Here is a 13,142-nt window from a genome sequence, read left to right as displayed (position 1 = left end):
CAATAATTCTATTCTTCGAATAGAACCACGTTGTTCCTGCCGGCGGCCTTAGCTTTATAAAGGGCTTGGTCCGCCTGGTCAATGGCTTTCTTGTAATCCATTCCGTCGTATCGGGAAACCCCTGCCGAAATGGTGATGGGGCAAACCTTGCTTTTAGCCTGGGATACTTTTTTGCGAATTCCCTCGACGAGACTCATGGCGTGTTTAATGGAGGTGTTGGGCATCAGCAGCACAAATTCTTCGCCACCCCATCGGATGAAATAATCGCCCTGTCTCATGTTCTTCTTTACGATCGCGGTAAAATCCTTTAGGACGATGTCGCCCTTGGCGTGACCGTAGTTATCATTGACGGCCTTGAAAAAATCGATGTCGAACATGGCGACGCATAGGGGTCTTGTCAAGTCATCGATGAACTGGTTGTTTTCTACCTTGATCAGATTCTGGATGGCATTTCGGCTGTTGGCTCCGGTAAGCTGGTCGTACATAGAAATGTACTCGAGCATCTTCTGAGCCCTGAAATGCTTGATGTAGAGTTTCTGCATAAAGAAGTGGGCTACCGTCGTTCCTATAAGGCAGGGGAGATTCAGGGAAATAAGGATGTCAAAATTGGGGTAGTAGATAATGCAGTCTGTGCCCAGAATAGAAACGAGTACAATCCCGCTGACGGCGACTACATAGTGCCAGGGGGCCGCAAATCCAACTGCAAAAAACAGGAACTGGTTGATGACGGAACCTTCACCAAAATGAGTCTTGTCGGGAAGGTAATAGACAACCCAGATTGTACACCACAACACCGAAAGGACCGTCAGGTAGGTGGCGACGGTCATAATCTTGTAGTTGGTGGTCTTTCGGCTAAGGATGGCGAGTCCCGCTGCTATGACCAGAGGGAACAAACGCATGGGCAGAACTTCCCAGGCTGTGTATCCGAAAATCTGACAGTCCGAAACGAAGTAGGTTACCATGCAGAAGGATGCGATGATTGCAACCCAAAAAGTGAACCTGTGGTAGAACAGGTACTTGGACTTATAAAATTCCTGGGGGTCGATATCTATTGGCAGTAAACGCATCTAGGAAAAACTAAATAACCAAACTTTTTTTTTGATGGTTTGCAGAAATAAATAAGTTCCAAGTTGGACTATGCTCGCCGGCGATTATTTTCACCTTGACTGTAGAAGTCAGCCTTTTCTTCTAGCATACGTTTGCTGATTTCATCAAGGAATGCGGAAATGTCGTTTTCCGGGTTGATGTTGCAGCTGCTGAAACAGGCGGACATTTTATAGGAGTTTCTGGGATCCCTGTTAAATTCGCTGAAAGCGGACTTGATGCTGGCAATACACATGTTGATGGCCATTTCGTCTTGCGTGTTCACGATGGCGATGAATTCATCGCTGGCATATCTGACCACTGTTCCTAATTCACCGATGGAATGGGCTATAATCTTGGCTGCGTCCTTGAGGGCATTGTTTGCGGTCGATCGTCCCAGTTCCTTGTTCATTTTCTTGAACCCGTTCAGGTTGATCATGATTCCCGATACGTTATGGCGGGTGTTGCCTATATATTGCCCTTCGAGTACGTCTAGGTAGGCAAAGTTATAGATGCCGGTCAATTTATCCCTGTAAATGCGTTCGCGCTGGAGGCTGGCCATGAGGCCTGCAATAGAAATGGTAAAACAGGAAGAGATGGTTGAAATGCCGTAAATCAGGGACTGAGCCACATTACCTGCCAGGAGGGGGAGTAGGTAGACTATGATGGGGAAGTTTTTCATGTAACCGCCGCGATGCCTGCAGATCAGGTAAAGGACGATGCTGTCAATCATGAATCCATAGTCAATGACACAGAAGAACCAGTAACCTGCCCGACGGATATAGGTGTTGGAATCCGATATTTCGAAAATAATCGGGAGGAAAAAGTTAACCAGGATAATGGCTATACCCAGCATCAGGGCGCAATTGAGAATGTACTTGTGGGTCAGGGAGAGCTTGATTTTGAGATGGCTTTTCAGGAATATTAACCAGAAGAAGGAGCCGAACATGTCGGCTGCGTAAAGCAGGGAATTGCCCGCCTGTACGACAAAACGGTTTAATGTTCCAGGCTGGCCATCGCATGCGAAAACGAAGGGGTCGATGACGCAACCCATGAATGCCGAAATCATCATTAGGAGCAGACAACTGCTTTCTATGTTTTTTTCGCGCAGACGGCTCCAATTGCTTATAAGCAGAATGCCGATAAGCATGATGCCGAAGCTATTGGCGACATAGATTGCTGTAAGATTCAAACCTTTTTCCGTAAAAAACCGTCCTGTTGTAAGAAAAATATAATATCAAATTGTTCAAATGTTGCACTTTTGCAAAAAAATGTAAAGATGGATGTGAGGTTTGGTTTTTGCAAAAACTGCAAAAGTGTTTTTGGAGAGGTAATGGTTATAGGGGGGCTTGAAATTTATGTTTAGACTATAACGAAACGTAAAAAAAGAGGATGTATGGGATTGCGTTTTTCTGTAAAGGGTGCGTTGGCGGTTGTGGCTTTCGCCGGCATGGGGGTGGCAAGTGCGGCTACTTCTCTTTCTGTGAATTTGGGGGATAGCATAAGACCCGTGACCCATGTGGCCACGGGCTCCCTTTACGGTCTAACTGAAACATATCCGCTGGATATCGACAAGGATGTGGCTCCCCTGAAGCCCAACGTCTTCCTGGCTCCTGCCCGCAGCGGACAGGGACGTCAGCAGCCCATTGGAGGCGCGTTCCTGGTGTCTCCCCGTATTAAGAACACCACGGGAAAGGTGCAGATCCGCCTGGCGGACATTTTGCCTGGTTGGCCCTATCGGTTCAAGGATATGAATTCCTGGAAGCAGGAAGTGACCGCCGTGGTGAACGACAAGAAGGCCTCTGAAGTTCAGAATTTTGACGGTTACGAAATCTGGAACGAACCTAACGATACCTGGAAATCCACTACCATTGACTTTAATTCGGGTTTGTGGAAGCAGACTTATGATTTGCTCCGTCAGCTGGATCCCAAAGAAAGGATTGTGGGACCTTCTTACTCTTGGTATAACGCTTCCAAGATGGAAGAATTCGTGAAGTACTGTTCCGCCAACAACTGTATGCCCGATGTGATTAGCTGGCATCAGTGGGGTTCTGAAGGCTTGGCTGGAGCGATCGAGAATTACCGCAATCTGGAAAAAAAGTATAACGTTACTCCTCGTGCAATCAGTATCAATGAATACTCTTCCAATGAACATCTGGAAGAAGGATGCCCGGGTGTTTCTGTTCCCTTCATCGCGAAGTTTGAACGCCATGGTGTAGAAAGTGCCATGATTTCCTGGTGGTTCACCAACTTGCCGGGTCGTCTGGGAAGCTTGCTTACCGCTAAGAACGAACGCGGTGGTGGCTGGCATCTGTACAAGTGGTATGGCGACATGAGTGGCTATATGGCCAAGGTGACTCCTCCTAACGACAAGAGCGATGGCGTGGATGGATTTGCCGCTGTCGACGTGAAGAAAAATTTTGCCAGCATCGTTGTAGGTGGAAATACCCTCGGCGATGTAACCGTGGATATTGCCGGTGTCCCTGCCGCTTTCGGAAGCAAGGTGAATGTGGCTGTGGAATATGTGACCTGGAAAGATAAGGATACCGCCGTTCCCTCGACGACTCCGGAATCCAGCAAGGAATATACCGTAAGCAACGGAAAGATTACGGTTCCCATCAAGATTACCAATGTCTATAACGCCTACCGTATTTACGTGACACCCATTATTCCCCAGAAGCCTTTTGGCTCCGAGGCTATCAAGCTCCCCGGAAAGATCCAGGCTGAAAACTACGATGTGAACGGCTCTGGCGAAAACAATACTTCCTATTATGATGCCGATGACGAGAACAAGGGCAACGTCTATCGCGAAGACGGTGTAGACCTGGAAGAAATTGAAGAAGGTAATTATGTTGTCGGTTATACCATTGCCGGTGAATGGCTGGAATATACGGTGGATGTGGATGCCGATGGCGAATACCCGCTAACGATCCGTGCCGCTGCCGGCGGCACCAGCGGAAGTGTGCAGCTCTTTGTCGATGGCAAGGCTGTGACTGATACCGTCGCCATTCCCCAAACTGCAGACAACAAGTGGGATGTCTATGAAAATGTGGACGCCGGAAAGGTTACGCTAACTGTCGGGGAACATATAATCAAGTTGGCCATTACCGGAAGCTACGCCAATATTGACTGGTTTATGCTGGGCGAAATTCCCCAGGAAATTGTGGAACAAGATTCCATCGAAAGCCTGAAGGAAATGAACCTGCGTCTGGATAATGGTAGAGAGGCTTACACCCTGTTCGATATGCAGGGCAACCGAGTTGGACAATTCATGGCTGCAAATCTGGGCGAGACTTACGCTACTGCCAGTCTGCAGGCTCGTAAGTCCGGAGTCTATATTATGAAATCCGCTAGAGGCAAGGCTCTGCGGATATCAGTAAAGAAGTAAGAAGTTTCACTCCTACAACCCACCGGCCCCGCAGTAATGCGGGGCCATTTTGGCTTAAAGCTGTTCCTTGATCAGGTCGATGATTTGGTTGATTGCTTCTTCGGGAGGCAATTCTGTGTCGCCACCTGCAGCGCGGACATGGCCGCCACCGCCAAAGGTGCTGACGACCTTGTTGACATCGACATAGTAATTGGAACGAAGACTGATCTTGTATTTGCCGTTGACGGGGTAGAGGAAGACGGTGACTTCGGTTCCACTGACTTCGCGGAGGGTGTCTACTACGGTTCCCATTTCAAAGGGCTTCACATCGTAGCGTTCCATGTCGGCGGGAGTGACGTAAGAGTAAACGACTTTACCGTCCAAGGCCAGTTTGGATTTTTCTAGGGCGAAACCTGTAATCAGGGTTTGCTTGTAGCTACGGGTATAATAAGTCTCGTTGACAATCTTTGCAAAGTCGCAACCCTTGTCGATGAAGTCTCCAACGGCGTTCATGGTGCGCTTGCTGGTGCAGCTGAATTTGAAGGCTCCGGTATCGTGGACGACACCGAGGTACATGCAGTTGGCGGCGTTCTTGCTGATCTTATTCTTGTCTAGCTGATAGAACAGAACCTCGCTGGCGGAACTGGCTTCGGGTTCCACGATGTTCACGTTGCAGAGGTTTAGCGGGTTACTAATGTGGTGGTCAATGTTGCAGGTAAACTTGGCCTTGGCTAGGCACTCTGCGCCCTTGGCTCCACAACGTTCAAAACTGGGGGTGTCCAGCAGGAATGCCAAATCCACGTCACGGCCGTCGTATTCTGGCAGCGTCTGGTCGGACCCGCTTAAAAGGCGATAGCTTTCCGGAAAACCTTCGACAAAAACCGTGGCGCTGATTTGCGGATAGTTGTCCTTGATGTAATTGAAGAGGCCGAGGGTTGAGCCAATGCAGTCTCCGTCTGGGCGAACATGTCCAAAAATGGCTACGGTATTCGCCTGGGAAAGCATTTCGTCGATGGTCATGTCAGTTCCTTTTTTGCTGCCTTTACAGAAATCTTCAGACCGTCCAGGAAGTCGTCTACGGTTTCCTTGCTGGCTTCGTGTTTCTTAAAGCCGATGGCGGCCTTGATCTTGTAGGGCGTCGTGTTTTCTCGGTTGAACTTGTCGAAGTTCATCTTGAGTTTTTCAATGCAGTTTGAAATATGCATTTCTTCCTGAGAATCCACCATGATAATGAATTCGTCGCCGGCATAACGTAGGATAGATCCCCACTGTCCGACAGAGTCATGGATGATTTCTGCAGTTTTGCATAAGACTTCATCTCCGCCCTTGTGCCCCAATCTGTCGTTGATCTCTTCAAATTCGCAGAGGCTGATCATAATGCCTGTCGCCTTGCGTCCCTTCTGGGAATACAGATTTAGTACGTAATCTAGGAACGGACGGTTGAAGAGACCGGTCAGGTGATCGCGGAAGACTCGTTCATTCTGCAGGCTTGTAAAGGCGCCTGCGATAGCGACTGCGAAACTGGGCGCCATGATAGATACGCCGTAGAAAAGGGACTGGATTACGGTTGCCACAAAGATGGGAATTGCATAAAGCCAAATGGGGAAGAAGCGGATGGTGCCATCTTGCCTATAATTGAGGTAGTAGATGGACAGGGAATTTAGAATGATACTGTAGTTGACGCAGATATAGATCCAGTAGCCGAATTTGCGGATATAGACTCCCTGGGCATCAACATCATAGATAAAAGGATGGATCGTATTGACCACCAGCATGGCGGGAAGAGTGATGATGGTAATCAGCATGCTCTTGCGTTGCAGGCTACCCAGTTCCACCTTGAAGTGTTCCTGGAGGAAGACAAACCAGCTGAGGGCGCAAAGGAAGTTGGAGGCGTAAAGCCAACTATTCATGTGGAAGACGATTGATCTGGCGTGGGGGCCTCCCATGCCGTCTGTTGCAAAGGAGAGCAGGTCTGCAAGACAGCACGAAAAACAGGTAGCAAGCATGGCAATCAGCAGCTTACTTTCCTTGCTTTTCAAACGGAGACGCCAAATGTTGCCGATGATCATGATAATCACCAGAACCATACCGATAATATCGGTTCCTAGCGCCATTCGGATGTCAATAGGTGATTCCATTAAGTACCCTTTTTTCCCAACCCTTTCTAAAATTATAATAATATCTAATCTGTTGTTTACTTGATGGACTGATTTTTGTATGAAAAATTTATATTTTCTGCAGTTCCAAATTGGAGTTTAATATGTCTAAGTTGATGCGTTCTATTTCGGGTATTCGCGGTATTGTGGGCGATACCCTTACCCCCCAGGTTTTGCAGAGCCATGTTCGTGCTTTTTTGGAAATTACCCAGGCCAAGCGTATTGTCATCGGTCGCGATAGCCGTCCCACTGGCGATGCCATTGTGCAGTATGTGGCTGGAATTTGCCGTCTTTCCGGTGTAGACGTGGTCGATGTTGGCCTTTCTACGACTCCTTCCGTGGAAATTTTGACTACCCATTTTAAGGCCGATGCAGGTATCATCATTACCGCTAGCCACAATCCCCTGGAATGGAACGCCCTGAAGTTCCTGAACAACAAGGGCCTCTTCCTGGGTCCCGATGATGTGAAGAAACTGTTTGAATTGGCCGACGCCAATCAGTTCAGCTACCCTGACTACCGCACCATGGGCAAGTACGAAGTGGCTCCCGATGCAGACGGTATCCACATCGATGGTACCCTGGGCATCCCCTTTGTGGACGTTGAAGCCATCAAGGCCAAGAAGTTCAAGGTGGCCGTTGATGCCGTGAACGGTGCCGGTTCCTACATCGTGCCCCGCTTGCTGGAACAGTTGGGCTGCGAAGTGGTTCGCGTACACTGCGAACCTGACGGAACTTTCCCCCGCGGTGCAGAACCTCTGCCCGAAAATCTGGGCGACCTTCGTGAAGCTGTAAAGGCAAACGGATGTGCTGTTGGCTTTGCCGTAGACCCGGATGCAGACCGCTGCGCCCTGGTGGATGGCCTTGGCCGCAGCATCGGTGAAGAATACACTCTCGCCATTGCTACCGAAGAAGTCCTTTCCCAGAAGAAGGGCTCCGTCTGCGTGAACCTCTCTACCAGCCGCATGAACGAAGATGTGGCTACCAAGTACGGTTGTGAATTCAGCCGTGCCAAGGTGGGTGAAATCAATGTTAGCCTGCAGATGATCGAAAACGGTTGCGTTATCGGTGGTGAAGGTAACGGCGGCGTGATTCTGCCGGCCCTCCATTATGGTCGCGATTCCCTGGTGGCTGCAGCCCTGGTCTTGAGCTGGATGGCTCACCACGATGGCGGTCCCGAAAAGTTCGTTGCAGAAAATCCGGCTTACTCCATGCCCAAGAAAAAGTTTGAACTGGGCAACAAGAGCGTTGCTGAAATCCTGCCCAAGGTGAAGGCTGAATTCGCCGGCTGGACCATGGATGAACGCGACGGTCTCTGGCTGGGTTCTGAAAAGTCCTGGGTTCATGTTCGCGCAAGCAACACTGAACCTGTGATCCGCGTGATTGCCGAAGCCCCCACGGCGGAAGAGGCTGAAGCCCTCTGCAGTAAAGTTGAAAAACTCATCTAAGCTGCGTTATACGTCGTTGCTCACCCTTTCTCGCCGTAGGAAACTACGGCTTCGGGGTTCGCGCCTAGTCTAACTTGCTTATCTGAGTTTTTCGAAAAACTCATTAAATTTTTTTTCAAAATTAAAGAATTATATATTGACCTAGAGCTTGCTCTAGGTCTTATATTTTATACTTAATGAAGATTTTCAAGAAAAAGAAATATATGGTTACTGCGATTATCCTTTCAATCCTATTCTTGCTGGGGGATGCCGGTGTGTTGTTCTTAAGTCAGAAAAGTTTTGGCCGCCTGCCTCAGGGGGAACGCCTTGCCCGTATCAAACAGTCGCCGAATTACAACGGCGAACAGTTTGTGAATCTTGATACCACCGTCAACTTGATTTACAAGAAAAGCAAACTGCAGGTATGGAAGGAATTCCTCTTTGACAATTCCGGCGTGCAGATCGCCCCTGCCAAGGGTGATTCGTTGACCGTTATCCGCACGGACTTGAAAGCGCTCCCTGCCGACAAGGATTGGTTGGTATGGTTCGGGCATTCCAGTTACCTGATGAACCTTTCTGGCAAGAAAGTCCTGGTAGACCCTGTTCTGTATGCGGGCTCCCCGGTTAGCTTTGTCAATAAGATGTTCAAGGGTACCGATGTGTATAAACCCAAGGATTTCCCCTTCATCGATTATCTGGTCATTAGCCATGATCACTGGGATCACCTGGATTACGAGGCCGTTGTCGAGTTGGAACCTAAAGTAGGCAAGGTCATTACTGGCCTTGGGGTGGGTGAACATTTTGAATATTGGGGTTATCCAAAGGAAAAGCTGATTGAACTAGACTGGTGGGAAGATTCCGTCTTGCATCAGGAAAAGGACGTCTCTGGTAATGACCGCATTTTTAAGGTCGTCTCTACGCCGGCCCGACATTTCTCCGGTCGCGAACTCCATCAGAATAGAACCCTCTGGTCTTCTTTCTATTTCAAGACGCCTAAACGTAACGTATGGATCAGCGGTGACTCCGGTTACGGTTCCCATTTCAAGACCATAGGCGAAAAGTTCAAGGATATCGACTTGGCTGTTCTTGAAAACGGTCAGTACAATCCTGACTGGGCCTTCATACATACCATGCCTAAATATCTAGGTCAGGAAATGAAGGAACTGAACGCCAACCGCTATCTGACCGTTCATCATTCCCGATTCGCCCTGTCGAAACACGATTACCGGGAACCTCTGGAAAACGCGAAGCAGGCTGCCAGCGAATCCGGCAAACCTGTTCTGATGCCCCAGATGGGCGAAGTCCTCTATCTTGAATAATCGAAAGGATTGAATAAAAAAAATGATTCCCTGCAACAAACAGGGAATCATTTTTTTAAATGAGAGAGGATTTAAGATTCTTTAGAACTGTTCAAAGAACTTGTGGACTTCTTCAGGTACCCAGGTGTTCTGCCAGCTGCCATTGTCGAAAGCAGTCCACTGATGGGAACCGTTCCAGCTGCACCACTTCACGGGGAAACGTTCGTCAACGTTCTTGAAGTCGTAGCAGAGATGGCCGGAACCGCCCACTTCCTGGGGTTTTTCGGAACTGGCGTCAGTGAATTTGCTATCACCGTCAGATGCCTTGCCGTTCTTCTTGAGAACGCGGGGCAGTGCGCTTGTGAGGGCGGTGTTGTAGGGGCAGGTGCCGTCGTTCTTGCCGTGAACATTCATCCAGGCGATGGGCAGCTGCTTTTCAGTTCCGCTATTGTGGGGTTCGTAAATGTTGTAGTCTGCCACAGCGTAGGTAACCACAGCACGGACTCTTTCCTGGAATTCTTCTGCCAGGGAGTAGCTGTACATGGAACCGAAGCTAAAGCCGGTGACAAACACGCGGGTGGTATCGATACAGTAGTTGTCTTCCATGGTGGTGAGGAGCTTGTCGAAGAACTTGTGGTCCTTGTCGCTGTACATGCTCCAGGGCATGCCATCGGTGTCACCGCGGGGAGCTACGAAGATGTAGTTGCCTTCGGTGTCCAACTTCTGCTGACCGTAGTAGGGAGACGGATGGTCCTGATCTGCGAAGTGATGAACGAAATCTTCTGCATTGGAGCCCATGCAATGCATTGCGAAGAGCAACTTGTATGGCTTTTTGTTGTCGTAGTTAGACGGCAGGGTAATGAAATATTCGCGGTTTTCGCCGTTGATGTTCATTTCGAAACGGTCGCCGTTTTCAACGCTCTTGGTCTTCACCAAGGTAGAATTCTTGCCGCAGCCTTTGGAGGGGCGCGGAGCGTTCTTTAGGGCATAGCCAAATGCATAGGACTTTTCGGTGGGGCCCAGGGCGACTTCGCTGGAACTTTCGATTACAGGTTCGCTATCGGAGCTGGCGGGAGTGGGATCGCTATTGGAGCTTGTCGGGTTGGGTTCCTCGCCAGGGATGCCGGGGTTCACTTCTTCGCCGGGCTCGCCAGGAACAACTTCTCCACCGGGCACAACTTCTTCGCCGGGAACGCCAGGATTGACATTTTCACCGGGATTAACTTCTTCACCGGGGGTGCCGGGATCGACATTTCCGTTGCCGGAGCCAACTTCTTCGCCGGGGACGTCCGGGTTGACATCGGGGTTCAAGGCCGGATCGCCACCCAGTTCTTCACCGACGGAGGCGCTGGAGGCCAGCAGACTTTCGGTGTTTGGATGGTGTTGGTAGAGTCTTCGCTGCAGGCCATTAGGGACATGGCGACCAATGTTGCGCAGGCCAGACCGAACTTCTTTTTCATAACTACTCCTTTATAAATCGTACAACGAACTCAATGCCCGTAATACGCTCTATTTATATCTATTCAAAAAGGTGGATTATTCCTATAAGGAACACTTCCTTTTTATGGACAATATGTCCAAGCGCAAAGCGCCCCAAACCAACTTAAATCTATGCCCAAAACTTCGCAAATGTTCCAATTCGGAATAAATGGTGTTGTTAAATGTTGTAAAGGGCGAAATATCGCGAAAAAAAAACGCAAAAAGGCCAATTTAACGCATAAAGAGGTTCCTCTGGGGAGGAACCTCTTGGTGGATTGGAGGAGTACGAATGAAGATAAAGAGCTGTTTTTTATGGCCTAGGCCACGGTGAGCTTGCGGGCGGCGGCCTGCTGCTTTTTCACCAGGGAGAATGCCAGGATGCCGTTTTCCAGGGCGACCTTGATGTTTTCGCAGTCGATATCGTCGGCCAGGCGGAAGCTACGTTCGTAGGTGGTCTTGGTTTCCTTGCGGGTGCGGGAAGCCTTGACGGTGATGATGTTCTTTTCTACCTGGATGTCGATGTCTTCCTTCTTGACGCCCGGCAGTTCCACTTCCAGCATGAAACCATTCTCGACTTCGTAGTAGTCTGCCTTGGGAGAGTAATTGCATTCGCCCTGGGCGTTGGCGGCGTTCAAGCTGTCCAGGAAGTTCTGGATGCCATAGAAAGCGGTGGGGATAACGTTTGCATTGATCATGATTTTACCTCTTTTTTAATTTTTTTGCCCTTCGGCACTCGCCGTGGGTTTCTTTTTGTTTTTACACCCTGCCTATTGCAAAGGCCGTGCCAACTTTTTAAAAAGCGGTTCTTTTGGGCGAATTTTTTATAGTATGCGTTTTTTGTCTGCGTTCCCCATAAAACTCATTTCATCCCGAAACGTATGGTGTTTCAACCCTGCAACATCGGTCGTTTAATTTCTAAATTACCCCCTATGCCGCGCAATCTATACGAAGGAAATATCCTAAAGAACATCGGACTTTTCTCGGTCCCGTTCTTGATTGCGAACTTTTTGCAGACCCTTTACGGCATGGCGGACCTGTTCATTATCGGTCAGTTTACCGATGCGGCGGGGATTACGGCTGTGGCTGTTGGCAGTCAGGTCATGCATTTCGTGACGGTAATTCTTATTGGGCTTACCATGGGGGCGACGGTCCTTATGGGGCAAGCCGTGGGGGCGAAGCGTCATAGGAGCCTTAGCCGGATTCTCGGAAATACGGTGGTGATCTTTGCTGTGGTGGCCATCCTGTTTACGGCGGTGCTCCTGGCGACGGCTCCCCAGATTGTCTCGTTGCTTTCGACGCCTGCAGAGGCTGTGTCCGGAACAGTCCGTTACCTGGTTATATGTTTTCTGGGCGTTCCCTTTATTACGGCCTATAATGTCATTGCCGCCGCTTTCCGCGGTCTAGGCGATACCAAGAGCCCCATGTATTTTGTGACGGCTTCCTGCGTGGTGAATATTGCGCTGGATTACCTTTTTGTCGGGCCTCTGGGAATGGGGCCGACTGGGGCTGCGCTTGCCACGGTGCTTTCCCAGCTGTTCTGTGTGGTCGTTACCCTTGCGGCTATCCGGCTTGAACGGGTACGTTTTGGGGTGGGGCTGTGCCGACGGGATTTCCGCCTGAACAAGGCGCTTATGTGGTCCTTGCTGAAAATCGGGTTCCCCGTGGCCTGCCAGGAAGGCTTTATCCAGATTTCGTTCCTGTTTATTACGCTGATTGCCAACTCCCGCGGCCTTGAAATTGCCGCGGCGGTGGGGGTCGTCGAAAAGATAATCTGCTTCCTGTTTTTGGTGCCGTCGGCCATGCTCTCTACGGTTTCTGCCATTAGCGCCCAGTGCATCGGTGCCGACCGTTATGATCGTGCCCGACAGACGTTGTATTGCGGCATCGGTATCGCTGCCGGTTTTGGCCTGGTCTGCGGAATCCTCTTCCAGTTCGTTTCGGAACCGGTCCTTGCCCTATTTACCGATGACCTCCAGGTTGTAAAGTTTGGGGCCCAGTATCTGCACGCTTACGTTTTTGACTGCATGGTGGCGGGAATTCATTTCTGCTTCAGCGGATACTTCTGTGCCTGCGGGCTTTCGCTTGTTTCGTTTATTCACAATGCCGTGTCCATTGTGACTCTCAGGGTGCCCGGAGCCTACCTCGCTTCGGTCTGGTATCCGGATACCCTGTTCCCTATGGGAATCGCCACTTTGTCGGGGTCCTTCCTATCGGTTGTGATTTGTGTCACAGTCTACGCTTGGTTAGAACGTCGCCGCCGCCAGAAACAGAATTAAAACACAAAAATTTCCCATTGTGGTAAACGCATTTTTTGCCACGAGATTTTATTTTTATA

Annotated in this window: 11 protein-coding genes; 4 read left to right on the top strand and 7 right to left on the bottom strand. The window is 49.6% G+C overall.

What is annotated here, in order from left to right:
• Positions 1-8: 8 nt before the first annotated feature.
• Complete coding sequence (locus MMG03_RS08305; RefSeq protein WP_249506078.1) at positions 9-1,067, bottom strand: GGDEF domain-containing protein; 1,059 nt, start codon at positions 1,065-1,067, stop codon at positions 9-11.
• A 68-nt stretch (positions 1,068-1,135) separates the two neighbouring features.
• Positions 1,136-2,275 (bottom strand): diguanylate cyclase domain-containing protein, encoded by a 1,140-nt coding sequence (locus MMG03_RS08300; RefSeq protein ID WP_249506077.1) that lies wholly within the window; start codon positions 2,273-2,275, stop codon positions 1,136-1,138.
• A 204-nt stretch (positions 2,276-2,479) separates the two neighbouring features.
• Here MMG03_RS08300 and MMG03_RS08295 point away from each other — a divergent pair, with 204 nt between their 5' ends.
• Complete coding sequence (locus MMG03_RS08295) at positions 2,480-4,471, top strand: carbohydrate-binding protein (protein ID WP_249506076.1); 1,992 nt, start codon at positions 2,480-2,482, stop codon at positions 4,469-4,471.
• Positions 4,472-4,525: 54 nt separating this feature from the next.
• On the opposite strand, the gene MMG03_RS08290 is transcribed toward MMG03_RS08295, so the two are convergent.
• Positions 4,526-5,470: a bifunctional oligoribonuclease/PAP phosphatase NrnA gene (locus tag MMG03_RS08290; RefSeq protein WP_073159740.1), complete on the bottom strand. Its 945-nt coding sequence runs from the start codon at positions 5,468-5,470 to the stop codon at positions 4,526-4,528.
• Complete coding sequence (locus MMG03_RS08285) at positions 5,467-6,588, bottom strand: GGDEF domain-containing protein (RefSeq protein WP_083542051.1); 1,122 nt, start codon at positions 6,586-6,588, stop codon at positions 5,467-5,469. Before MMG03_RS08285 ends, MMG03_RS08290 begins: the two co-directional genes overlap by 4 nt.
• 122 nt (positions 6,589-6,710) lie before the next feature.
• Between MMG03_RS08285 and glmM the strand changes: the two genes are divergently transcribed.
• Positions 6,711-8,051 carry a phosphoglucosamine mutase gene (gene glmM / locus MMG03_RS08280; RefSeq protein WP_073159744.1) on the top strand — a complete coding sequence of 447 codons (1,341 nt, stop codon included), beginning with the start codon at positions 6,711-6,713 and terminating at the stop codon, positions 8,049-8,051.
• A gap of 176 nt (positions 8,052-8,227) precedes the next feature.
• Positions 8,228-9,349 (top strand): MBL fold metallo-hydrolase, encoded by a 1,122-nt coding sequence (locus tag MMG03_RS08275; protein ID WP_249269376.1) that lies wholly within the window; start codon positions 8,228-8,230, stop codon positions 9,347-9,349.
• A gap of 81 nt (positions 9,350-9,430) precedes the next feature.
• Here MMG03_RS08275 and MMG03_RS08270 read toward each other — a convergent pair whose 3' ends face one another.
• From MMG03_RS08270 to MMG03_RS08260, 3 genes are all read right to left on the bottom strand, one after another.
• The gene (locus MMG03_RS08270) at positions 9,431-10,639 is read right to left on the bottom strand and encodes a PHB depolymerase family esterase (protein WP_249506075.1); all 1,209 of its coding nucleotides are present in this window, start codon (positions 10,637-10,639) and stop codon (positions 9,431-9,433) included.
• On the bottom strand, positions 10,636-10,788 hold the full coding sequence (locus MMG03_RS08265) for a hypothetical protein (protein WP_249506074.1): 153 nt from the start codon (positions 10,786-10,788) through the stop codon (positions 10,636-10,638). Before MMG03_RS08265 ends, MMG03_RS08270 begins: the two co-directional genes overlap by 4 nt.
• Before the next feature lie 336 nt (positions 10,789-11,124).
• Positions 11,125-11,502, bottom strand: a complete 378-nt coding sequence (locus MMG03_RS08260; protein ID WP_073159749.1) for an Hsp20/alpha crystallin family protein — start codon at positions 11,500-11,502, stop codon at positions 11,125-11,127.
• Positions 11,503-11,736: 234 nt separating this feature from the next.
• Here MMG03_RS08260 and MMG03_RS08255 point away from each other — a divergent pair, with 234 nt between their 5' ends.
• A complete protein-coding gene (locus MMG03_RS08255; protein WP_249506073.1) occupies positions 11,737-13,083 on the top strand; it encodes an MATE family efflux transporter in 1,347 nt (448 codons plus the stop codon).
• Positions 13,084-13,142: the final 59 nt, after the last annotated feature.

The organism is Fibrobacter sp. HC4 (assembly GCF_023373925.1).
Classification (GTDB): Bacteria; Fibrobacterota; Fibrobacteria; order Fibrobacterales; family Fibrobacteraceae; genus Fibrobacter.
Note: the sequence above shows the minus strand (reverse complement) of the source record. Positions and strands in the feature narration are given on the sequence as shown.

What these genes read in the sequence shown, in the direction of transcription:
- MMG03_RS08290 (WP_073159740.1), bottom strand. Translation starts at nt 5,470, where the DNA reads ATGACCATCGACGAAATGCTTTCCCAGGCGAATACCGTAGCCATTTTT.
- MMG03_RS08275 (WP_249269376.1), top strand. Translation starts at nt 8,228, where the DNA reads ATGAAGATTTTCAAGAAAAAGAAATATATGGTTACTGCGATTATCCTT.
- MMG03_RS08260 (WP_073159749.1), bottom strand. Translation starts at nt 11,502, where the DNA reads ATGATCAATGCAAACGTTATCCCCACCGCTTTCTATGGCATCCAGAAC.
- MMG03_RS08285 (WP_083542051.1), bottom strand. Translation starts at nt 6,588, where the DNA reads ATGGAATCACCTATTGACATCCGAATGGCGCTAGGAACCGATATTATC.
- MMG03_RS08305 (WP_249506078.1), bottom strand. Translation starts at nt 1,067, where the DNA reads ATGCGTTTACTGCCAATAGATATCGACCCCCAGGAATTTTATAAGTCC.
- MMG03_RS08255 (WP_249506073.1), top strand. Translation starts at nt 11,737, where the DNA reads ATGCCGCGCAATCTATACGAAGGAAATATCCTAAAGAACATCGGACTT.
- MMG03_RS08295 (WP_249506076.1), top strand. Translation starts at nt 2,480, where the DNA reads ATGGGATTGCGTTTTTCTGTAAAGGGTGCGTTGGCGGTTGTGGCTTTC.
- MMG03_RS08265 (WP_249506074.1), bottom strand. Translation starts at nt 10,788, where the DNA reads ATGAAAAAGAAGTTCGGTCTGGCCTGCGCAACATTGGTCGCCATGTCC.
- glmM (WP_073159744.1), top strand. Translation starts at nt 6,711, where the DNA reads ATGTCTAAGTTGATGCGTTCTATTTCGGGTATTCGCGGTATTGTGGGC.